The sequence below is a fragment of the Rhizobium sp. MHM7A genome (assembly GCF_005862215.1).
Taxonomy (GTDB): Bacteria; Pseudomonadota; Alphaproteobacteria; order Rhizobiales; family Rhizobiaceae; genus Rhizobium; species Rhizobium bangladeshense.
This window is the reverse complement of record NZ_VCHT01000017.1, coordinates 60,741-82,799: the sequence shown is the minus strand read 5'-3', so window position 1 is coordinate 82,799 and position 22,059 is coordinate 60,741. Positions and strand designations below refer to the sequence as shown.

The window sequence follows — 22,059 nt, the reverse complement described above, 5'->3', positions numbered from 1 at the left end:
CAAACCGGGACGTGCGGCTTTTCCCAAGCCCGCACTAAGTCTATATACAGATAAGTATGGCAAAACGGCGGTTCAAGGGTGCCGCTCACGCAGGTGTGAGGCGGGGGGCGGCAACCCGAGCCGCCTTTATCGCCGCAGCGCCTCGACCAGTTCCACCATATCGTCGGGCATCGGTACCTCGAAATGCATGAGGTCACCGGTGCGGGGATGCTCGAATTGCAGCATGAAGGCGTGCAGCGCCTGACGGTCGAAACCCTTGACCACCTTTCGGATCTCTTCCGGCAGCAGATTTGCCTTGGTCCTGAAGCCGGCGCCGTAAACCATGTCGCCGAGCAGCGGGTGACCGATATGGGCCATGTGCACGCGGATCTGATGCGTGCGGCCGGTTTCGAGGTGGCACTCGACCAGCGACGCGAGCGCCGTCGCATCAGGGTTTTCATGAAAGCGCTCGATCACCTGATAATGCGTGATTGCGTGATCAGCATCCTGACTGTCAGGGCGCTTGACGGCGCGGCGGGTGCGGTCGCCGGTGGCGCGGCCAAGAGGCGCGTCGACCGTGCCCGACAGCGTGCGAGGGCGCCCCCAGACGACTGCCTGATAAGCCCGCTCCAGCGGCATGGTGCGGCCGTGATCGGCAAATTGAAGTGAGAGGTTGCGATGGGCAATGTCGTTTTTGGCGACGACCATGACGCCTGTCGTGTCCTTGTCGAGACGATGGACGATGCCGGGGCGACGCACGCCGCCGATACCGGAAAGAGTATCGCCGCAATGATAAATCAGCGCGTTGACCAGCGTTCCTGTCCAGTTGCCGGGGCCGGGATGGACGACCAGCCCGGCCGGCTTCGATATGACGATGAGGTCGTCGTCCTCGTGCAGGATATCGAGCGGGATATCCTCACCCTGCGGAGTCGGGTCTTCCGGTTCGGGCAGTGTGATCTCGAAACTGTCGCCGACACGCACCTTGCGCTGCGGATCGGTAACCTGCTCGCCCCGCAGAGAAACCCGGCCGTCCTTGATCAGCGCCTTGATGCGGCTGCGGGAAAAATCCTCGCCGACCTGCGCCGTCAGCCAGGCGTCGAGTCGGCCTTCGGCGGTTTCATCGGCGGTCAGGACTTTTCTAATGCCGGCTGCTTGTTTAAAGGGGTCGCTCAAGACGCTTCTTCTCCGACTTATTTTTTTGAACGGGACGCACAGATGACAGCAATCGAGCCAGACGACCAGGACGAGAAGCCCCTTGATCCGGCAATGGAAAATGTCCGGCGCAAGATGGTCCGCCTGCAGATCGTTTCCGGCGCCATCATGTTCGTGAGCCTTATGGCGGTCTTCGGCGCCGTTGTCTACAAGACGATGCGGGAGCCCAAGGAGACCGCGTCCACTGCCGCAGCCTCCGGGGTGCCTTCGGATGCGCCGCTTGCGGCGACCCTTTCCCTGCCGCTCGGGTTCAAGGTGCAGTCCACTTCGTTTTCGGCGGGGCAGATCCTGTTCTACGGCGAAACGGTCGAGGGCAGGAACAAGGCACTGGTGTTCGACCTCAAGACCGGCCGCACTGTCGCCGACGTCACCGTCGCGGGGAATTGAGGCCGGATGGCCGCCGACCCGATCGTCATCGACAGCGCCGACGATCCGCGCATCGCTGAATTTCGCGACATCAGAGAGCGCGACCTGACCGGCCGGGAGAACCGCTTCATCGCCGAGGGTACCGTCGTGCTGCGCATGCTCGCCGAGGCGCATGCGGCAGGCCGCGGCTTTTCGGCCGAAAAGATCCTGCTGCTGCGCAATCGCGTCGACGGCGTGCAGCCCATCCTGGAACGCTTTCCGGCCTGTGTGCCGGTTTATGTCGCCGAGGCTGACGTGCTCGACGGTGTCGTCGGCTTTCATCTGCATCGCGGCGTTCTTGCGCTTGGCAGGCGGGAGGACCGTGGCGAGGCAGCGCTTCTCGACGCACTCCCGGAACAGGCGCTGGTGCTGGTCGGCTGCGGCATTTCCAACCATGACAATGCCGGTTCGATGTTTCGCAATGCTGCCGCCTTCCGGGCGGATGCGGTGCTGCTCGACGAAACCTGCTGCGATCCGCTCTATCGCAAGGCGTTGCGTGTGTCGGTCGGCTCGGTGCTGAGCGTTCCGCACCGGCGCGGCGGCAAGGCGCTGGACCTGCTCATGACGCTTGCCGAGCGGGGCTTTGCCATCTGGACGCTTTCGCCTCATGGCAAGGCCGATATACGGGCCATTCCGGCGTCGGCGCGGATGGCGCTCGTCGTCGGCACGGAGGGGGAGGGCTTGCCGGAGGCGCTGCTAGCGCGCTTTCAGAGCGCACGCATCCCCCAATCAGACGAGCTCGACAGTCTCAACGCCGCGACGGCGACGGGGATCGCGCTATTCTCCATGGCTTCTGCGATGGCGCGGCTCTGACGCCTACCGCACCGGATTGGCGATGATGGCGGCCGCCCTCTCGGCTAGGCTGACGCGGTCGTTCGGGTTGTTATTGGCGGCATCCGGCAGAAGCGTGCGGATCGGTGAGGAAGGGCCTTCGCTGAGTGCGGTCAGCGCCACCATATTGGCGGCGATCGAGGCGATCTCCTCGCGGATCGCGCCATCGCGGCCGGTGACGGCCTTTGCCTTCTGCAGGCGCTCGGCAAGGGCGGCGCTGCGCTTGCGGACATCCTCGCCCATCTCAGCCGCAATGGCGGCTGTGTCGAATACGGAGGCGGGCATGTCTTCGACCGTCAGTTCTGCCGGTAGTTCCGCAGCCATCTTGGCTAGGCCTGCGTCGCGCAGCACCCGGTTGATCTTGCGGATCTCGGCATTGGCGTTTTTCAACTGCTCCTTCAACTTGGCGATCTCGTGCTGACGGCGGGCGAGCAGAGTTTCCTTCTCGGCGGCGGAAGCGCTTTCGCGTGCAGCCTTGTCCTCCAGACGGATCACCATATGCTGCTGCTGCGTCAGTTTCTGTTCGGCATCCCTAGCCCGCTTCTGCAGCAGGTTGACGTCCTGGCGCAATGTGTCGCGTTCGTCGCGCAGCGCGTTAGCCCGGAATTTCAGGCTTTCCGCCTCGGTCTCACGCGCGGCCAGGTCGATCCTCAGCCCGTCGGCCTGTTCGCTGAGCTTGCTCAGCCGAGTCCGCATTGCCACCAGTTCGCTTTCCTTATTGGCAGCGGATTGCTCGGCAATATGCAGATTGGTCTTCAGCTGGCTGATATAGTTCTCATCCTTGCGCAGGTGCGAGCGCTGCTCGGCCGCCTCGACGTGCATCTCACCGATCTGCGCCTGCAATTCGCTGATTTCGGCGGCAAGCCTGCCGGCATCGACGGCGAGCGCATCGTGGCGCAGCTGGAGCGACAGGGATTTCTCGCGCTCACGCAAAAGGTCCTGGGTGGTGCGGGCATTTTCGGCGGCATGAAGGGCGCGCACCATATCCTTCTGGGCACGAACCTCCTGGGGGCTCAGCGGCATCGTCGCCTTGAGGCGGTTCTCGGTGTACCAGACAATGCGGCGATGAACGGCCGGCGAGACCAGAAAGACGAGGAAGGCGGCGGTCAGGAAGCCCAATCCGAACAAGAGAGCGTATTCGATCACGGCGCGGCCATCGATTCGACAGTTAATACGGGGTCAGCCGCGATGATTAAGCACGCATGGCACGACTGGGCAAGGCCGCCGATGAAGCCGGCGGCGATTTCCAGCGGCCCGGTGGCTTCAGAACGGGTTCCAGGTCGGCGCCTGGGTGATCTTGAGATAGCCGACATTGACGCCGAGGCGGGCGCCGACGCCGGTGCGGATCGGCACAACGAGCACGTCGTTGTTCTTCAAAACCGTCATGCCGAAGCCGGCGATCACATAGGCCGAGCCGCTGACTCCGCCGAAACGGCCGTAGATGCCGTCGATGGAGGGCAGGTCATAGACCAGCATCATGACGCGCGAGCCCTGGCCGCCGTAATCGATGCCGAGAGACGGGCCCTGCCAGTAGAGCGGATGCTCGCCGGCGTTCTTAGTATTCAGCTGGCCTTCGCCATAGGTCAGTCCGGCTATGAAGGCGCCACCACCTTCCTGTCCGAGAATATAACCGTTCGGCAGACCGTATTTCTGGAAGGCGCTCTCCACCACCTTGGCAAGGCCGCCGCTGGCGGAGCCGAAGAAGGAGTGGCCGGTATCGATAATTTCCTGCATCGTATACTGACCGTTGTTCTGGGCGGCGGCCGGCCCGGCAATTATCAGCGAGGAGAAGACGATGGCCGAAAGCAATCTGCAGAAGCCAATGAATCGGTGCGGAATTCGAGGGCGCATGATGTCATCCGTTCGTCGTTTGGCCGGGAGCGGACACCCGCTCGCGTCGATTGCTGCATTTTGCGCCGATGATCTTAACAATCGGTTTACCAAATATGGTGTCATTATGGCACCGAGTATGATCGCAAACTTCGCGCAATTTTGATGAAGCATATTTGCGGGCGCGATGAGATTGCCGCCCCTCAGGAGACGATGATGTCCAAGAACCCTAACCTCACCCTGTCCGGCCCCGATCTGGCCGCGCTTCTCTGCAGCCGCGTTTGCCACGATGTCATTTCGCCCGTCGGCGCGATCAACAACGGCCTGGAACTCCTGGATGAAGGCGGCGCTGATTCCGATGCAATGGATCTGATCCGCACCAGCGCGCTCAACGCTTCCGTCCGCTTGAAATTCGCGCGCCTCGCCTTCGGTGCGTCTGGTTCCGTCGGCGCCTCGATCGATACCGGCGAGGCCGAGCGGGCCGCCAAAGATTTTGCGCTTGCGGAGAAGAAGACCGAGGTGATCTGGAACGGACCGCGGGCCATCGTCGCCAAAAACCGCGTCAAGCTGCTGCTCAACCTCTTCCTCGTCGCCTATTCCGCCATTCCGCGCGGCGGCGTGCTCGATGTGACGCTCGAAAATCCGGAATTCGACGCCAAGTTCAAACTCACGGCGAAAGGCAAGCTGATGCGTTTGCCACCGAAGTTCGTGGAGATATCGACCGGCACGATCGAGGAGGCGATCGACGCCCATTCGATCCAGCCTTATTATACGGTGCTCCTGGCCGGGGAGTGCGGAATGGCGCTCGATCACAGTGCAAGCCCGGACGAACTGGTGTTCACGGCGGTGGTTGCTACGGTCTGAATTCGGCGCACGGAGGGGCGTTTGCGCTCGTCTGGTAACGATTCTTTAGCCTGATGGACCTATTCTCTTAGGTTGTAGGAGACCCATCGCTGCGACGAATGCGGGGAAAAGGAGCGGCCATGCAAAGGTTCATGATCACCGATAATTCGGACATCGTCCGCAAGGTCGGGAAGCGCATTCTCTCCGAACTCGACTTTCTCGTCAGCGAAGCCTCCAATGCCGCCGAGGCGCTGCAGCACTGCCAAGCGGAGCTGCCGGAATATCTGATCGTCGATTCCGGCATGGAGGGCGCGCTTGACCTCATCGCGGCCATCCGCGCCATGGACGGCGGCAAGGAGGTCAAGATCTATTACTGCGTCATCGAGGCTGACCTAAAGAAGCTGATGGCGGGTAAGAGAGCCGGCGCCACCGATTTCCTGCTGAAGCCCTTCGATCGCAAGATCCTGACCGCCGTCTTTGGAAACCGCGCGATCGCTGCCTGAGCGCAGTTTCTTTCCGACCGTATCGGCCGCCCAAACGCAGCCGAACTCCGGGCTTGATCAAGATATCGACCTGTCCAGCATCTGGATGGATCTCGACGTTTTAGCCGGCGAAGCTGAAACGAAAAATCCCGCCGGGAAGGGCGGGATTTCGTCATCCGATAAGGGGGATCGGAAGATCAAGCGGTTTCCGCATATTCGGTGCCATCCGGCTCGCGAAGAACGTAGCCACGGCCCCAAACGGTCTCGATATAGTTGGCACCGCCGGCGGCGTTGGCGAGTTTCTTGCGAAGCTTGCAGATGAAGACGTCGATGATCTTCAGTTCCGGCTCGTCCATGCCGCCATAAAGGTGGTTCAGGAACATTTCCTTGGTGAGGGTGGTGCCCTTGCGGAGCGAAAGCAGCTCCAGCATCTGGTATTCCTTGCCCGTCAGGTGGACGCGCTGGCCGCCGACTTCGACAGTCTTTGCGTCGAGGTTGACGATCAACTCGCCCGTCATGATGACCGACTGGGCGTGGCCTTTAGAGCGGCGGACGATAGCATGGATGCGGGCGACGAGCTCGTCTTTGTGGAACGGCTTGGTCATATAGTCGTCGGCGCCGAAGCCGAGGCCACGAACCTTGTCTTCGATGCCGGCCATGCCCGACAGAATGAGGATCGGTGTCTTGACCTTGGACAGCCGGAGAGTGCGGAGCACTTCATATCCGGACATGTCAGGCAGATTCAGATCGAGCAGGATGATGTCGTAATCATATAGCTTGCCCAGATCGACGCCTTCTTCACCGAGATCGGTGGTATAAACATTAAAACTCTCTGATTTCAGCATCAACTCGATGCTCTGCGCCGTAGCGCTATCATCCTCGATCAGAAGTACCCGCATAATTATCCCCTTTACCGCCGCCGAAAGGTGGTCTGGCCCCCTACACGATACCGAATAAGCTACGTGATTTGGAAGCTGCCACGAAATGGTTAACAAATTCTAATTCACTCTGGCAAGGAGTATCGAATTTATTAAATAATTTTTCCATTTCTCTGTTTTCCAATAGGAATCTCAAAAAGGCGTCCTCAAGTTTAACATGAAGAAACAGCGCTAATTGATTCATCCGACTCACCAATGAAAAGGTTCGGAATTCCTGCCGCGGCATTTACCGAGCCTTAAATCATCGGGCCTATCATTAACGATGCCCGTAAACGAAAGGTTACCAGCGGTAGGTTTTTGTTAATATCGCAGGAAATTTTTTAGCAAACCGTGTCAAAGCGGCGCGCAGGGCGGTTTCAAGTTGAGCCGGGGTCTCGCATCACGGGAGTAATGCGTATGAAGTCGCGAGAAAGTCTCGTCCGCCTGAAGGAGTTTCAGGTGAACGAAAAACGACGTCAATTGCAGCAATTGCAGATGATGATGTCCGAATTCGAACGGATGACGAAGGATCTGGAGAGCCAGATCGTCGTCGAGGAAAAGAAGTCCGGAATATCAGACCCGAATCACTTTGCTTATCCGACCTTCGCCAAGGCTGCGCGTCAGCGGGCCGACAACCTGCAGGTTTCGATCAAGGAACTGAAGATGCAGGAAGAGGCGCTGGAAATGGCGCTCGAGGAGATGCAGGCGGAATATGCAAGGGCGACGGCGCTGGAAGAACGGGACAGCGGCGCCCGCGCCAGGGCCTAAAAAACAAACGGGCGCCGGCTTCGGCGCCTGAGGATCGCCAGAGAGAAGCCATGTATGACGGGCGCGCTGTCCGTCATACATGGCTTTTGGTGTTTCGCCTTTTACGTCTGAATGTCGTCGCCCAAACCTCATCTGCTTCAGGCCACGGCATCAGTTCACGACATCCTGCCATTCCGGGTGGCGTTGCGCTTGCGCCTTGAAGAAAGGGCAGAGCGGGATGATCTTCCAGCCGCCCGCGCGAGCCGCTTCCACTGCATGAAGCGCCAATGCCTGGCCGACGCCCTTGCCGCGCAAGGCGTCGGGAACCGCCGTATGATCGATGATGACGAGCTTCGGCGACGCGCGCGAATAGGTCATCTCCGCCTCGTGCCCCTCGACCTCGGCGGCATAACGGCCGCCGGAGCCGCCTTCTTCATTTCGAATGTCCATCGCCTTACCTCGTACACAGATATTGTTGCCGCCGACGGTGACACGGCGGCGCGGCCGTGCCAAGCCGGTGAAATCATTCCTGAGGGAGACACAGTGTTCATGGAAAATATCGGATCGACACGAGCCTCTGGGCAATGAGAGCGCTTTCGATCGTCCGTCCCGCTCTTCTCGTTGCGGCGCCGTTCCTCCTGGCACTCGGGCTCATCTTACCGCTGGTTCGTTTCGAGACGCTTTATTTCTTCGATCAGACTCCGTCGCTCATCGAAATCGTCGTCTCGCTCTGGCAAGGCGGCGATGCGCTGCTGGCGGCGATCGTTGCGCTGGTCTCAATCGTGCTTCCGCTTCTGAAGATGATCGGGATCGCGGCGGAAGCGACGGCTGCCGGCGGCGGGGCCGGGAGCCTGTTCTATCGTCGCGTCGTGCCGCATCTGTCCAAGTGGTCAATGATGGACGTGCTGCTTGTCGCGATCGTTATTGCTGCGGCGAAGACAACGGGGTTGGCGGATGCGTTCACGCAGCCAGGCCTTTGGTGCTACGCCGCCTCGTCAATAATTTCGGGCCTTCTTCATTCCCTGATGGGAGATGCGTCCGGCCCGAAATAAATGTCGACGATGGCATGCGATCAGTGGCGGTATTGCTGGATGCGGGTGGTGCGCAAGCCAGCCAGGCCATGGCTGTTGATCGACGACTGCCAGGAAAGGAACTCTTCGACCGTGAGCGTGTAACGCTCGCAGGCCTCTTCCAAGCTCAACAGGCCACCGCGCACTGCCGCGACAACCTCTGCCTTGCGGCGGATCACCCAGCGCCGCGTATTGGGCGGCGGAAGATCGGCGATGGTCAGGGGGCTGCCATCGGGGCCGATGACATATTTCACTCGGGGACGTATCATTTCGGTCATTGGACTCTCTACACAACGCAAGACCACGAGCGCCACTCTAGCCTGCCACATTTAAAAATTGCCTAAGCCCAACGTAAGACTTTGATAACAAATTTAGATGCCCGCTGCCGCCGGTGAATGAACGACCGGATCAGCAATTGGCCCCAAAGGTCGCCGGCTTTCAAAGGCGCGTCGATCCTTTTCATTGCAGCAGATTGGTGACGCCGATGAAGCGATCATCTGCAAGGAGGGATCGTTTGCGGGGGGGACGGCGCCACGACACTGGCCTGAAACAAGACACTTTCGCCTTCTCAGACAGGTCCATGTCGGCTCGGGAGTGCCCAATGGCAATGTTCTATAGCTGTACGAGCTTCTGGACCAGCTCTCGTGAACAACAATCCGGAAGATCGCTCGCCGGAAACGTTTGCCCGGCGCCAGATCGAAGAGCTGCGCTGTCGACGGCAGGCAAGAGCAGCGATGAGACTGCGATCATTCTCGCTCCCTCGTCGCACATGGTCGATGATTGTTTGAAGAGCGCGATGCGCGAATCCCATGCGGTCAACCGCACGCAGGCGGTCGCCGGAAAGGACCGGCTGCCCCGAGGCAGCCGGTCCTTTCTCACTAAAAGCTTAGAAGCCTTTTCCGCCGGTCAGTTCAGAGACGACGGTACCGACGATGATGCGCATATCCATCCAAATCGAGAAATTCCCGACATAATAAAGATCACAGGCGATGCGCGCGCGCGCCTTGGCGGGACGATCGGTCGGGCCACGCAGGCCACGCATCTGGGCAAGACCGGTCATACCGGGGCGCATCGCGTGGCGTTGATGATATTCCGGTACCAGCTCTTCGTAGAGCATGCCGCCGGCGCGCATGCCGATTGCATGGCAGCGAGGACCGACGACCGACATGTCGCCCAACAGCACGTTCAACAACTGCGGCAGCTCATCGATGTTAGTGCGGCGCAGAATAGCGCCGATGCGGGTGATGCGCGGGTCGTTCTTCACCGTCTGGGCAACGCCCGAGACATCGCAGAGATCGGTGCGCATGGAACGGAACTTGTAGACCTTGATGGCCTTGCAGTTCTTACCCCAGCGGGTCTGCTTGAACAGCACCGGTCCCGGGCTGTCGAGCTTGATCAGCAGGGCGACGAGGAGAAGGAAAGGGGCGAGGACGAGGAGGGCGCTCAACGATGAAACTATGTCGAACGCCCGCTTCAGGGCGAGATCCACCCACGGCGCCTGGGAGGCATCGCTGTGGATGACAGGGGTTTGAATCTTCAGGCTCGGCTGCTGGCGGCGGCTCGGCCGGAAGGAATCAGTCGAAATGGTGTTGTTTAATTCCGTGATGCTCAAGGATCGTACTCTGTTGTCTTCGAGGGGCGCGGCGGCAATAGGCGATCAATGGTTTACCCTGTCACCAGGGCTGCACTCAGGTGTTGGTAACCCTACTAAAACGGAAAAATGCGACAATTGTGTAATGCTGTCCAGAGAAATATCGCATCGCAATAAATCTTTCGCACTTGCGTTAAGTTGAGGCAAGCTCATGATATTTCGTTAAGAATTGGAATTTCGTCAAGGTTTTTAGGCCTTTGGCGAGGGCTTCCAGGGGTCTGTCGCCGTGTTGTTTCGACACGCGACCGACAGTTGGCATACGGCATTTTTAACGAATTCCGACGTGAATTTTTTCGCCGGTTATGTTCGGCCGTTCTCAAACTGTGTCACAATATGACAAAATCAAGGCCGAATCGACGCGGTCGAAATTGCTGGATGAGGCCTCGTTAAGACCCGACTCGGCAGTTGCTGATCACCTGCCGATTCTGCGGCAGTCTGCTTTGCGCTTCGATCGCTGCAGGATTATCTCTGGAGAACTAATAGCTGGGGCCGCGACGGGCGCTGCGCGCCAAGGCATTTGTGCATGGCGCCACAAGTGCAGGACATCATAATGAGCGGTATCGCGCCATCACAGTATTTGCGGACTTCCCCGCGATGATCACGCTGGCTCGAGCACGCGTTTCCTGCCGCCCCAGGAGATGAAGTTCGGGTTGGCGAAGTCGAAATCCGCCGCCGTTCCCGTCTTGCCATAGGTCAGCGGCGCTCCGTCGAGCGTCACCGTCGATCCCCCGGCGGCGCGCAGCACCGCGTCGCCGGCCGCGGTGTCCCATTCCATTGTGCGGGTGAACCGTGGATAGACATCGGCCTTGCCCTCCGCCAGCAGGCAGAATTTCAGCGAGGAGCCGATATTGGTGCATTTGGAGATCGCGTGATCGGCGAGGAAGGTTCCCGTCTCCGGGCTGTTGTGACGAAGGCTTGCAAGCGCAAGCCGATCGTCCGGCTGCTCGCGCACGGTGATTGCGGTCCGTGCCCCGATGATGAAGTCCTCCGTGACGACGAGCCTTTCGGCACGGCCACGTTGCCCACAGAAGGCGAGCCCGAGCGCCGGCGCATAGACGATCCCCGCGACCGGGGCGCCGTTCTCGATGTAGGCTATATTGACGGTGAATTCGTGCCGTCCGTCGACGAATTCGCGGGTGCCGTCGAGGGGATCGACCAAAAAGAAGCCCCGGCCGTGAATGTCGGGCACCTTGCCGGCCGCAACCGACTCTTCCGCCACGACGGGTATATCGGGATAATCCCTGGCGAGATGGGCGAGTATGATGCGTTCGGCTTCCTCGTCGGCGACCGTCACCGGGCTTGCATCCGCCTTCATGGCAATGGGAAAGCCTTCGCGCAAGACCCCGATGATGGCCCTACCGGCTTCGAGCGCCGCCTTTTCAAATGTCGTCAGCATTGTCCTTTGCCGTCCGCCGCGCGGCGAGCGCCCGCTGTCGCTCGTCCGTCAACCATCCCTGTCGCACCAGATTTCGATATGGTGGTTCTCGCCGCGTCCCGCACCCCCGATACGCAGATTGAAGATGCTACCATAAGTTCACGCAGCTGTCAGGCGAGGATCATGGCATTTGCTTGTGAAATACCATTCGCAAAAAGTCAGGGCTCGGGGGCTGAATTTGCGCCTTCTTCTGATCTTCTGGAATAGCTTACGCCGGAGGCGACGCAGGAAATTGAAGGTTCGATTGCTGGATGGTTAAGCCAGGGCGAGGTTTTGGCTAAAAATGGGTCTGTCTTTGCCGATTTTCTGTGGATTTTGGTTCAAAATGCACCATTTCGGCCTGTTCGAACAAGAATCTGCTGGAGTAAATCCTTTTTGTCTTCACATTTTCAACGAAACCGCTATGCATGCGGCCTATGAGGTCCCTGCATGGGGAGCCGAATAACCAAAAAGAGGTGCAGCGTCTTCCGCTCGCATCCAGGGGAAAGCGACATATGGAGTATTTCGTCCAGCAGCTCTTCAATGGGCTGACGCTCGGATCCATCTATGGCCTTGTGGCTATTGGCTATACGATGGTTTATGGCATTATCGGCATGATCAACTTCGCCCATGGCGACATTTTCATGCTCGGTGGTTTCGCCGCTCTTATCGTCTTTCTCGTCCTCACATCCATCTTCGCAGGTCTCCCTGTGGCAATTTTGCTGTTGGCGATGCTTGTGGTCGCGATGCTGATGACGAGTTTGTGGAATTGGACGATCGAGCGTGTTGCATACCGTCCGCTGCGCGGATCCTTCCGCCTCGCGCCGCTGATCACCGCGATCGGCATGTCGATCGTACTGTCCAACTTCATCCAGGTGACTCAGGGGCCGCGCAACAAGCCGATCCCGCCGATGGTGAGCTCGGTTTACCAGTTCGGCAACATCTCGGTGTCACTGAAGCAGATCATCATCATTTTGATCACGGCGGTGCTGCTGACGGTCTTCTGGTACATCGTCAATCATACCGCCCTCGGCCGCGCCCAGCGCGCCACGGAACAGGATCGCAAGATGGCGGCGCTGCTCGGCGTCAACGTCGACCAAACGATCTCGATCACCTTCGTCATGGGTGCGGCGCTCGCTGCCGTCGCCGGCACGATGTATCTGATGTATTATGGCGTCGCTTCGTTCGCTGACGGGTTCACGCCGGGTGTGAAGGCATTTACCGCAGCCGTTCTCGGCGGCATCGGCTCGTTGCCCGGCGCCGTTTTTGGCGGCCTGCTTATCGGCCTTATCGAGTCGCTGTGGTCGGCATACTTCACCATCGCTTATAAGGACGTCGCGACCTTTGCGATCCTGGCTTTCGTGTTGATCTTCAAGCCGACCGGCATCCTCGGGCGGCCGGAAGTCGAGAAGGTATAACGTCATGGCAAACATCGAAGATTCTGTAGGCAAGCCCGATGCCGGACTTGTCCGCAAAGGCCTTACCGAAGCTCTTTTCGCAGCGGTCCTGTCGTTCGGCATGTTTGTTCTCTATGTCGGCCTCAAGACCGATCAGAACATCAGCAATGAGCTGATCATTGTCCAGCGCTGGGGCCTGCTTGCGATCTTCGTCGCGGTCGCCGCTATCGGCCGCTTCGCCATGGTCGTTTTCATCAGGCCGAATATTGACCGCCGCAAGCTCAGCAAGGCTCGCGAGGGCGAGCTCGACATCTCGACAGAGAAGAGCTTCTTCCACCGGCATTTCCTGAAGATCGCGCTGATCGCGCTGCTGCTTTATCCGATGGTAGTGGTTGCGATCAAAGGCCCTCAGGGCTCGCTCACATATGTCGACAATTTTGGCATCCAGATCCTGATCTATGTGATGCTCGCCTGGGGGTTGAACATCGTCGTCGGCCTCGCCGGCCTGCTCGACCTCGGCTACGTCGCCTTCTATGCCGTCGGCGCCTATTCCTACGCGCTGCTTTCAAGCTATTTCGGCCTGTCCTTCTGGGTGCTGCTGCCGCTTTCGGGCATCTTCGCGGCGCTTTGGGGCGTCATTCTCGGATTCCCGGTGCTGCGCTTGCGCGGCGATTACCTCGCGATCGTGACGCTTGCCTTCGGTGAGATCATTCGTCTCGTCCTCATCAACTGGACTGAAGTGACGAAGGGCACCTTCGGTATCTCCAGCATCCCGAAGGCAACCCTCTTCGGCATTCCCTTCGACGCGACGGCCGGCGGTTTTGCGAAGCTGTTTCACCTGCCAATATCCTCGGCCTATTACAAGATCTTCCTGTTCTATTTGATCCTGGCGCTCTGCATGCTGACAGCCTATGTCACCATCCGGCTGCGCCGCATGCCGATTGGACGCGCCTGGGAAGCTTTGCGCGAGGATGAGATCGCCTGCCGTTCGCTCGGCATCAACACGGTGACGACTAAGCTAACCGCCTTTGCGACAGGCGCGATGTTTGCCGGTTTCGCCGGCTCGTTCTTCGCCGCCCGCCAGGGCTTCGTCTCGCCGGAATCCTTCGTCTTCCTGGAATCGGCCGTCATTCTCGCCATCGTTGTCCTTGGCGGCATGGGGTCATTGACCGGCATTGCAATCGCCGCCATCGTCATGGTCGGCGGCACCGAGTTGCTGCGCGAGATGAGCTTCCTAAAACTCATCTTCGGACCGGATTTTACGCCGGAACTTTACCGCATGTTGATCTTCGGCCTCGCCATGGTCATCGTCATGCTGTTCAAGCCGCGCGGCTTCGTCGGCTCGCGTGAGCCGACAGCCTTCCTCAGAGAGCGCAAGGCGATATCCGGAAGCTTTATCAAGGAGGGCCATGGTTGATGAGCCCCGTAACGAATACTATGTCTGATGACACCCTTCTCAAGGTCGAACATCTGTCGATGAAGTTCGGCGGCCTGATGGCCATCAACGACTTCTCCTTCGAAGCGAAGCGCGGCGATATCACCGCTCTGATCGGGCCGAACGGCGCAGGCAAGACCACTGTTTTCAACTGCATCACCGGCTTTTACAAGCCGACAATGGGGATGATCACGTTCAACCAGAAGAGCGGCAAGCAATATCTGCTAGAGCGCCTGCCGGATTTTCGCATCACGAGGGATGCCAAGGTCGCGCGTACCTTCCAGAACATCCGGCTGTTCTCCGGTCTGACCGTTCTCGAAAACCTGCTGGTTGCCCAGCACAACAAGCTGATGAAGGCATCGGGTTATACGATCCTCGGCCTTATCGGTGTCGGCCCCTATAAGCGGGAAGCGGCCGGGGCGATCGAGCTCGCCCGTTTCTGGCTCGAGAAGGCCGACCTGATCGACCGTGCCGACGACCCCGCCGGCGATTTGCCCTACGGCGCCCAGCGGCGTCTGGAAATCGCCCGCGCCATGTGCACCGGCCCGGAGCTGCTTTGTCTGGATGAACCGGCTGCCGGCCTCAACCCACGGGAATCGGCAACGCTCAACGCGCTGCTCAAGAGCATTCGCGCCGAAACCGGAACGTCGATCCTGCTGATTGAGCACGACATGTCGGTGGTCATGGAAATCTCCGACCACGTCGTCGTCCTCGAATATGGTCAGAAGATTTCCGATGGCACGCCGGATCACGTGAAGAACGATCCGCGGGTCATTGCGGCCTATCTCGGCGTCGAGGATGAAGAAGTGGAAGAGGTGATCGCAACCGTCGAGCAGCTCGAAGGAGGCGCAAACTGATGGGCGATGCAGTAATGACGGGTCAACCGCTCCTTCAGGTGAATGGCGTCGAAACTTATTATGGCAATATCCGAGCGCTCGCCGGCATTGATGTACAGGTCAACAAGGGCGAGATCGTCAGCCTGATTGGCGCCAACGGCGCCGGCAAGTCGACGCTGATGATGACGATCTGCGGCAGCCCCCAGGCGCGCACCGGTTCGGTCGTCTTCGAGGGCCGCGAGATCACCCGTATGCCCACACACGAAATCGCACGGCTGCGCATTGCGCAGTCGCCGGAAGGGCGCCGCATCTTTCCGCGCATGACGGTCATGGAAAATCTCCAGATGGGCGCCGGCCTCGACAATCTGAAACACTTCGCCGAAGACGTCGAGAAGATCTTCACGCTCTTCCCGCGTCTCAAGGAACGTCATGCCCAGCGTGGCGGAACACTTTCGGGCGGTGAGCAGCAGATGCTGTCGATCGGCCGCGCGCTGATGGCGCGCCCGAAGCTATTGCTTCTCGACGAACCCTCGCTCGGACTTGCGCCGCTGATCGTCAAGGGCATCTTCGAGGCGATCAAGAAGCTCAACGAGGCGGAGGGGCTAACCGTTTTCCTCGTCGAGCAGAACGCGTTCGCCGCCCTCAGGCTTTCTCACCGCGCCTACGTGATGGTGAACGGCAAGGTGACGATGAGCGGCTCCGGCAAGGAGCTTCTTGCCAATCCCGAGGTCCGCGCCGCCTATCTCGAAGGCGGAAGACACTAGGTCGAAAGGAGAGTTTGATATGCAGGGACTTTTCTTCGAAGCGGATGCCGGTCCCCTTGTGGCGATCCGTGTCATCGTCTTGCTCTTAGGCTTCTGGACGGCTTGGCGCGCTGGCAAAGCGGTTGCCGAGGGCTGGGGCGACTATCCGCTGGTCATCGTCTACACATTTCTGCTCGCCTGGGCGATGCAGTTCCTGCATCATGCCTTGTTCAATGGGCCGATGCTCAACGCCTTTTACTATATCCTCGACTTCGTGACGCTGCTGGTCTTCTCGACGGCCGGCTTCCGCTACCGCCGCACCAATCAAATGGTCAACAACTATTACTGGCTGTACGAAAAAACTTCCGCGTTTTCGTGGAAGGACAAACATTGACAGTCCGTTGAAACTAGGCATGAATTGCCTTCAGAGTGGAACAGCTTTCCTGGCGCAGTCAATGGTGGGTAATGCGTCGGGCCTTGGACCGGAACCCGCCCAAAAATTGGGAGTAACAATATGAAGAAGTCTCTTCTGTCGGCAGTGGCTCTGACGGCGATGGTCGCCTTCAGCGGCAACGCTTGGGCCGACGTCCTCATCGCCGTGGCTGGTCCGCTGACCGGCCCGAACGCCGCTTTCGGCGCTCAGCTTCAGAAGGGTGCCGAGCAGGCGGCTGCCGACATCAACGCTGCCGGCGGCATCAACGGCGAGCAGATCAAGATCGAGCTCGGCGACGACGTCTCCGACCCGAAGCAGGGCATTTCGGTCGCTAACAAATTCGTTGCCGACGGCGTCAAGTTCGTCATCGGCCACTTCAACTCGGGCGTTTCCATCCCGGCTTCGGAAGTCTACGCCGAAAACGGCATTCTCGAAATCACCCCGGCCGCCACGAACCCGAAGTTCACCGAGCGCGGCCTCTGGAACACGTTCCGCACCTGCGGCCGTGACGACCAGCAGGGCGCCATTGCCGGCAAGTATCTTGCCGACCACTTCAAGGACGCCAAGATCGCAGTCGTCCATGACAAGACCCCCTACGGTCAGGGCCTCGCCGACGAAACCAAGAAGGCCATGAATGCCGCTGGTGTCACGGAAGCCATGTACGAAGGCATCAACGTCGGCGACAAGGACTTCTCGGCCCTCATCGCCAAGATGAAGGAAGCCGGTGTCTCGATCATCTATTGGGGCGGTCTGCACACCGAAGCCGGTCTCATCATCCGTCAGGCTGCCGACCAGGGCCTGAAGGCAACGCTGGTTTCGGGCGATGGTATCGTTTCGAACGAACTGGCATCGATCGCTGGCGACGCCGTTGCCGGGACCCTGAACACCTTCGGCCCCGATCCGACGCTGAACCCGGCCAACAAGGAACTCGTCGAAAAGTTCAAGGCTGCCGGTTTCAATCCTGAAGCCTACACGCTCTATTCCTACGCCGCGATGCAGGCGATCGCCGGTGCTGCCAAGGCTGCCGGTTCGCTCGATCCTGAAGCCGTCGCCACGGCGATGAAGGAAAAGGGTCCGTTCCCGACCGTTCTCGGCGACATCTCGTTCGACGAAAAGGGCGACCCGAAAATTCCTGGTTACATCATGTACGAATGGAAGAAGGGCCCGGACGGCAAGTACACCTACGTCCCGCAGGGCATGTAAGCTTTACTTCCTTTCCGAGAATATGATCATTGAAGCCCGGTTTCGACCGGGCTTCTTTTTTGGCAGCACTTCACCACCGCGGACGCGGCGCTGGCTTGCACGGAGGGAGAAGTGGAATCTGCTGCCGCATGTCGGCGGTGCGGCGGAGGAGACGCGAACCACGGAAGGCCCTCCGCTATCCCTCACATCTCATGCAGGACATGCGTCGCCTTGACTGCGGCCGATGCCCGGTTTTCCACGCCGAGCTTCACGTAGATCTGCTCGAGGTGTTTGTTCACGGTGCGCGCCGACAGTCCCAGTATTTCGCCGATATCGCGGTTGGCTTTGCCCTTGGCAATCCAGAGCAGCACTTCGGATTCCCGTTGCGTGAGCGAGAAGCGCTGGCGCAGCACCTCATCATCGCTGCGCTGGCTGGCGGCGGTAAGACGGAAGAGATATTCGTCCGGGCCGATCGCGCCGAGGAAGGCGAGCTGCAGCGCAGCCTGGCCAGCATGGGTGATCGAGATGATGCCATCGCGCGCTGCTGCCATGCGGTCGCGCATCCAGCCAGCGATTTGGCGGACGACGATCTCCATGCCGTCGTCGCTGCCCAAGGCGGCATTGACCAGCCGCGTCGCCTGCGGCGTCGACCAATGGATGGCGCCATCGCCCTTGACAGCCAACAAATGGCGGCCGGCGGCATCGAGTGCAACACGGGCGCTCTGGGTCGAGCGGGCATTGCGCAGGTGAACGCGGATGCGGGCGCGCAGTTCGTCGATGTTGATCGGCTTGCTGAGGTAGTCGACGCCGCCGGATTCCAGCGCATGCACGACATGCTCGGTTTCCGTCAGGCCGGTCATGAAGATGACCGGCACCTGGGCGACGGCGGCATTCGCCTTCAGCCTGCGGCAGGTCTCGAAGCCGTCCATCACAGGCATGACGGCGTCGAGCAGGATGAGATCGGGCGTGATCCGCTCTACGATGCCAAGTGCTGCCGTGCCCGAGGTGGCGATCAGAACGGAGAAGCCGGACTGTTCGAGCGCATCTGTGAGGAAGCCGAGCGCTTCGGGCGAGTCGTCGACAAGCAGAACAATGTCGCGAGGGAGGGCCGGCTCAGCCAATGTATTCCACCTTTTCGTCGAAGTCGTTTAGGAAGGTCATGAAGCCGGCCAGATCGAAGGCGGCGACATAGGGTCGAAGAGCTTCCGTGAATGGCCGATTTTCCTCCAGGTTGGCAAGGTCCGAAAGCTTGGCTTCGATGCCCCTGATGTAGCCGATCTCGCCGAGCCGCAGCAATTCCTGCACATGGGCAGCACCCGGGCTCAGCATCGGCGCTTCGGTCTTTGCAGGAGCGATGGGCGCCTCATCGGCATAGACCCAGTTCAGGCCGAGATGCAAAGCGAGCCTGTCGCGCAGCTGGCGGATATCGACCGGTTTGCCGATGGCATCATTGTGGCTGTCGTCGCTATCGCTCAGAACCATCGCATCGCCGATATTGGCCGAAAGCATCAGCACCGGCGCTGTCTGGCCGGCCTCGCGCAGGCGCGAGACGAGCTGCCAGCCGCTCATGCCGGGCATCAGTATATCCACGAGGAAGAGATCGGGCATGATGCCGTCGATCAGCGTCAGGCATTCCGCACCTCCTGCCGCCGTGAGCACGGTGAAATCGAGCGGCGCGAGGATTTCGCGCATCATCTCGCGGTGATCCTCATTGTCATCGACGACGACGATTGTGCGGCGCGGGCCGTCGTAGCCGGCGATGCGTTTTTCCTGCGGCGGAGCGGCGGCGCGCATGACGGCGGACAGCATCAACCGCACGCGGAAGGTCGAACCTTCGTCCTTGACGCTCGAAACCGCAATCTCGCCGCCGAGCGTGTTGGTCAGAAGTCGCGTAATGGTAAGGCCGAGGCCAAGGCCAGGCATCGGCCGCACGCTGTCTGCCTCGCCCCGCTGGAAGGGTTCGTAGATGCGCGTCAGGTCCTTCTCGGCGATGCCGCGGCCGGTATCGGTGACGGTGAAGGTCGCAACCTGGCTCCGATAGCCGACATCGAAGGTGACGCTGCCCTCGTCGGTGAACTTGATGGCATTGGAGAGCAGGTTGACGAGGATCTGGCGCAGCCGCTTTTCATCGGTGCGGACGAATTGCGGCAGGGCTGGCGAGCGCTCATGCAAGAAGGCAAGCCCCTTCGCCTGCGCCTGCGGGCGGAACAACTCGATGATCTGGTCGAGGAAATCCTGGATGTTGGTCTCATTGGAGTAGACCTGCAGGCGGCCGGCCTCGATCTTGGAGATGTCGAGAAGACCATCGATCAGGCCGGAGAGATGCTCGGCGCTGCGGCGGATGACCTTGATCGAGGATTGGCGCGGCGCCGGGATCGTCTCGTCGCGCTCGAGGATCTGGGCATAGCCAAGCACGGCGTTCAGCGGCGTGCGCAGTTCGTGGCTGAGGCCGACGACATAGCGGCTCTTGGCGCGGTTGGCGGCTTCGGCCGTTTCCTTGGCATTCTGCAGGGCGGCGTCGGTCTTCTTGTGGGCGGCGATCTCCTTGAGCAGCAGCGTGTTCTGGCGCGAGGACTCCTCCTCTGCGACGACGCGGCTGTCATGGGCGAGCACATAGAACCAGCAGACGACGCCGGAAATTACCGAGAAGACGAAGAAGACGATGAGGATGGTGCGGTTGACGACTTCGGCCGTCTCGGGCGAGGCGGAGGCGACCTGATGGGCGATCATCGCCAGGATCGCACCGATGGCGGTCAGCGCCAGTGCGACAGCGATGCCATAGCGTCCGAGGCGCGTCGTCAGCTTGCCGATGATGCTTTCCGGCAGCAGCGTCCTAGCGACGGTGCCGACCTGCGCGTTGAAACGGGCCGCCGGCTTGCACATGTCGTGGCAGCGGCTGTCTAGCGAGCAGCAGAGCGAGCAGATCGGCGCGGCGTATGCCGGGCACCATGCCATATCTTCCGGCTCGAAAGGATGTTCGCAGACCGAGCAGGTGATGCTCGTCAGCTTCTTCCAGCTCTGGCGCGGTTTGCGGGCGAGATAGAATTTGCCATTCGTCGCCCAGGCGAGCGTAGGCGTGGCGATGAGCGCGATGACGAGGGTGATATAGGGTGCGAGCGAAGCGGCTGTCTCGCCGAAAGCGCCGAAATGGGCGACCAGCGATACCGTTGCCGACAGCGTCATGGCGCCTAGACCGACCGGGTTGATATCGTAGAGATGGGCGCGCTTGAATTCGATTCCGGGAGGGGCGAGCCCCAGCGGCTTGTTGATGAAAAGATCGGCTGATATCGTGCAGAGCCAGGCCATGGCGATGATCGAGAAGATGCCGAGCGTCTCTTCCAGTAGCCTGTAGATGCCGAGCTCCATCAAAAGCAGCGCGATCGCGACGTTGAACACCAGCCAGATAACGCGGCCGGGATGGCTGTGTGTCAGTCGCGAGAAGAAATTCGACCAGGCTAGCGATCCGGCATAGGCGTTCATCACGTTGATTTTCAGCTGCGAGACAACGACAAAGGCCGCCATCAACAGCAGTGCGGCGTTGTGCCAGGGAACCATGTAGCCGAAGGCGGTCAGATACATCTGCGCCGGATCGGCGGCACGGTCGAGAGGCACGCCCGAGGTGAAGGTCAGCACGACAAGGAACGAGCCAGCAAGCAGTTTCGGCGCCCCGATGATGACCCAGCCAGGACCGGCGAGGAAGACGGCGAGGCGATGGCGCCACTTGCGCTGCGGGACCGGCGGCAGGAAGCGCAGGAAATCGGCCTGTTCGCCGATCTGCGACATCAGCGCCAGGATAACGGCGGAAGCTGCGCCGAATTCAATCAAATCAAATTCGGCGACGGTTCCCGGAGGGCCGGAGGCGTCGCGGATGCCGGCGAAGGCGCGCCAGAGATCGAACTTTTCCCAGTCCATGAAGGCGATGAAGATGAAGGGCAGGATGTTCAACACGATCCAGAAGGGCTGGGTCATCAGCTGGAACTTGCTGATCAGCCGTACGCCGTGCGTCACCAGCGGAATTACCATGACGGCGCTGACGATATAGCCGATCCAGAGCGGTATGCCGAGGGTGAGTTCCAGCGCCCCGGACATGATCGAGGCTTCGATCGCAAACAGCATGAAGGTGAAGCTCGCATAGATCAGCGAGGTGATGGTCGAGCCGATATAGCCGAAGCCGGCGCCGCGCGTCAGAAGATCGATGTCGACGCCGTGACGGATGGCATAGCGACTGATCGGCCATCCGATCGCAAGCATGGCAATCGAGGCGCCGATGATGGCATAGAAGGCATTCGTGGTGCCGTATGAGAGGGTGATCGCGCCACCGATCGCCTCCAGCGCCAGGAACGAAATCGCGCCGATCGCCGTCTGCGAAATGCGCTCGGAGGAGAAATGCCGGGCGCTCTTTGCGGTAAACCGCAACGCGTAATCTTCCAGCGTCTGATTGGCGACCCAGCGATTATATTCGCGTCTCACCGGAATGATGCGTTGACGCGCTGTCATGCCCTCTTTCCGGCGCTCCGGTTAGCTTATCGTCTTCCGGGCAGTTTTGGCGGGATGAGCGGGAAAGGCAAGAGGCGGAACACCGGCGGGTTCACAGAACGGCGATATTTTTGAAAGCGGTCTGTCGCATGAGCGCTCTAACTCTCGCGCTGTTC

At 60.0% G+C, this 22,059-nt stretch carries 22 protein-coding genes; 12 read left to right on the top strand and 10 right to left on the bottom strand.

Features of this window, described 5'->3' with window-relative positions:
- Nucleotides 1-126: 126 nt before the first annotated feature.
- Nucleotides 127-1,152, bottom strand: a complete 1,026-nt coding sequence (locus tag FFR93_RS34425) for an RluA family pseudouridine synthase (protein WP_064706016.1) — start codon at nt 1,150-1,152, stop codon at nt 127-129.
- Nucleotides 1,153-1,194: 42 nt separating this feature from the next.
- Between FFR93_RS34425 and FFR93_RS34420 the strand changes: the two genes are divergently transcribed.
- Nucleotides 1,195-1,578 (top strand): hypothetical protein, encoded by a 384-nt coding sequence (locus FFR93_RS34420; RefSeq protein WP_064706015.1) that lies wholly within the window; start codon nt 1,195-1,197, stop codon nt 1,576-1,578.
- Nucleotides 1,579-1,584: 6 nt separating this feature from the next.
- Nucleotides 1,585-2,409, top strand: a complete 825-nt coding sequence (locus FFR93_RS34415) for an RNA methyltransferase (protein ID WP_064706014.1) — start codon at nt 1,585-1,587, stop codon at nt 2,407-2,409.
- Between the two features lie 3 nt (nt 2,410-2,412).
- Here the strand turns inward: FFR93_RS34415 and FFR93_RS34410 are convergent, their stop codons facing one another.
- Complete coding sequence (locus FFR93_RS34410; RefSeq protein WP_138396463.1) at nt 2,413-3,573, bottom strand: hypothetical protein; 1,161 nt, start codon at nt 3,571-3,573, stop codon at nt 2,413-2,415.
- Nucleotides 3,574-3,690: 117 nt separating this feature from the next.
- Complete coding sequence (locus tag FFR93_RS34405; RefSeq protein WP_138396462.1) at nt 3,691-4,278, bottom strand: EipA family protein; 588 nt, start codon at nt 4,276-4,278, stop codon at nt 3,691-3,693.
- 195 nt (nt 4,279-4,473) lie between these two features.
- On the opposite strand from FFR93_RS34405, the gene FFR93_RS34400 reads away from it, so the two are divergent.
- On the top strand, nt 4,474-5,121 hold the full coding sequence (locus FFR93_RS34400; protein ID WP_138396461.1) for a histidine phosphotransferase family protein: 648 nt from the start codon (nt 4,474-4,476) through the stop codon (nt 5,119-5,121).
- A gap of 119 nt (nt 5,122-5,240) precedes the next feature.
- The gene (locus FFR93_RS34395) at nt 5,241-5,603 is read left to right on the top strand and encodes a response regulator (RefSeq protein ID WP_064706011.1); all 363 of its coding nucleotides are present in this window, start codon (nt 5,241-5,243) and stop codon (nt 5,601-5,603) included.
- Between the two features lie 176 nt (nt 5,604-5,779).
- Here the strand turns inward: FFR93_RS34395 and ctrA are convergent, their stop codons facing one another.
- Nucleotides 5,780-6,481 (bottom strand): cell cycle two-component system response regulator CtrA, encoded by a 702-nt coding sequence (gene ctrA, locus FFR93_RS34390; protein WP_007533606.1) that lies wholly within the window; start codon nt 6,479-6,481, stop codon nt 5,780-5,782.
- A gap of 435 nt (nt 6,482-6,916) precedes the next feature.
- Here ctrA and FFR93_RS34385 point away from each other — a divergent pair, with 435 nt between their 5' ends.
- Nucleotides 6,917-7,267 (top strand): hypothetical protein, encoded by a 351-nt coding sequence (locus tag FFR93_RS34385; protein ID WP_064695510.1) that lies wholly within the window; start codon nt 6,917-6,919, stop codon nt 7,265-7,267.
- A gap of 150 nt (nt 7,268-7,417) precedes the next feature.
- On the opposite strand, the gene FFR93_RS34380 is transcribed toward FFR93_RS34385, so the two are convergent.
- A complete protein-coding gene (locus FFR93_RS34380; RefSeq protein ID WP_138396460.1) occupies nt 7,418-7,696 on the bottom strand; it encodes a GNAT family N-acetyltransferase in 279 nt (92 codons plus the stop codon).
- A gap of 134 nt (nt 7,697-7,830) precedes the next feature.
- Here FFR93_RS34380 and FFR93_RS34375 point away from each other — a divergent pair, with 134 nt between their 5' ends.
- On the top strand, nt 7,831-8,298 hold the full coding sequence (locus FFR93_RS34375) for a paraquat-inducible protein A (protein ID WP_064711354.1): 468 nt from the start codon (nt 7,831-7,833) through the stop codon (nt 8,296-8,298).
- Nucleotides 8,299-8,318: 20 nt separating this feature from the next.
- Here FFR93_RS34375 and FFR93_RS34370 read toward each other — a convergent pair whose 3' ends face one another.
- From FFR93_RS34370 to cysQ, 3 genes are all read right to left on the bottom strand, one after another.
- Nucleotides 8,319-8,594: a DUF1153 domain-containing protein gene (locus FFR93_RS34370; protein WP_007533628.1), complete on the bottom strand. Its 276-nt coding sequence runs from the start codon at nt 8,592-8,594 to the stop codon at nt 8,319-8,321.
- Between the two features lie 608 nt (nt 8,595-9,202).
- A complete protein-coding gene (locus tag FFR93_RS34365; protein WP_064706008.1) occupies nt 9,203-9,928 on the bottom strand; it encodes a sugar transferase in 726 nt (241 codons plus the stop codon).
- 637 nt (nt 9,929-10,565) lie between these two features.
- Nucleotides 10,566-11,363, bottom strand: coding sequence for a 3'(2'),5'-bisphosphate nucleotidase CysQ (gene cysQ / locus FFR93_RS34360; protein ID WP_138396459.1), 798 nt, complete (start codon nt 11,361-11,363; stop codon nt 10,566-10,568).
- A 533-nt stretch (nt 11,364-11,896) separates the two neighbouring features.
- Here cysQ and FFR93_RS34350 point away from each other — a divergent pair.
- From FFR93_RS34350 to FFR93_RS34325, 6 genes are all read left to right on the top strand, one after another.
- The gene (locus FFR93_RS34350) at nt 11,897-12,799 is read left to right on the top strand and encodes a branched-chain amino acid ABC transporter permease LivH (RefSeq protein ID WP_064706006.1); all 903 of its coding nucleotides are present in this window, start codon (nt 11,897-11,899) and stop codon (nt 12,797-12,799) included.
- 4 nt (nt 12,800-12,803) lie between these two features.
- Nucleotides 12,804-14,195, top strand: a complete 1,392-nt coding sequence (gene livM, locus FFR93_RS34345; protein ID WP_064706005.1) for a high-affinity branched-chain amino acid ABC transporter permease LivM — start codon at nt 12,804-12,806, stop codon at nt 14,193-14,195.
- Nucleotides 14,195-15,070 (top strand): ABC transporter ATP-binding protein, encoded by an 876-nt coding sequence (locus tag FFR93_RS34340; protein ID WP_138396458.1) that lies wholly within the window; start codon nt 14,195-14,197, stop codon nt 15,068-15,070. The genes livM and FFR93_RS34340 overlap by 1 nt, the downstream gene beginning before the upstream one ends.
- Nucleotides 15,070-15,813, top strand: coding sequence for an ABC transporter ATP-binding protein (locus FFR93_RS34335; RefSeq protein WP_171049302.1), 744 nt, complete (start codon nt 15,070-15,072; stop codon nt 15,811-15,813). The genes FFR93_RS34340 and FFR93_RS34335 overlap by 1 nt, the downstream gene beginning before the upstream one ends.
- 19 nt (nt 15,814-15,832) lie before the next feature.
- Entirely contained in the window at nt 15,833-16,186 is a 354-nt protein-coding gene (locus tag FFR93_RS34330) for a DUF6867 family protein (RefSeq protein WP_064706003.1), read from the top strand.
- Nucleotides 16,187-16,306: 120 nt separating this feature from the next.
- The gene (locus FFR93_RS34325; protein ID WP_064706002.1) at nt 16,307-17,428 is read left to right on the top strand and encodes a branched-chain amino acid ABC transporter substrate-binding protein; all 1,122 of its coding nucleotides are present in this window, start codon (nt 16,307-16,309) and stop codon (nt 17,426-17,428) included.
- 182 nt (nt 17,429-17,610) lie between these two features.
- On the opposite strand, the gene FFR93_RS34320 is transcribed toward FFR93_RS34325, so the two are convergent.
- Nucleotides 17,611-18,528 (bottom strand): response regulator transcription factor, encoded by a 918-nt coding sequence (locus tag FFR93_RS34320; protein ID WP_064706001.1) that lies wholly within the window; start codon nt 18,526-18,528, stop codon nt 17,611-17,613.
- Nucleotides 18,521-21,904, bottom strand: a complete 3,384-nt coding sequence (locus FFR93_RS34315; protein WP_138396457.1) for an ATP-binding protein — start codon at nt 21,902-21,904, stop codon at nt 18,521-18,523. Before FFR93_RS34315 ends, FFR93_RS34320 begins: the two co-directional genes overlap by 8 nt.
- Between the last annotated feature and the right edge of the window lie 155 nt (nt 21,905-22,059).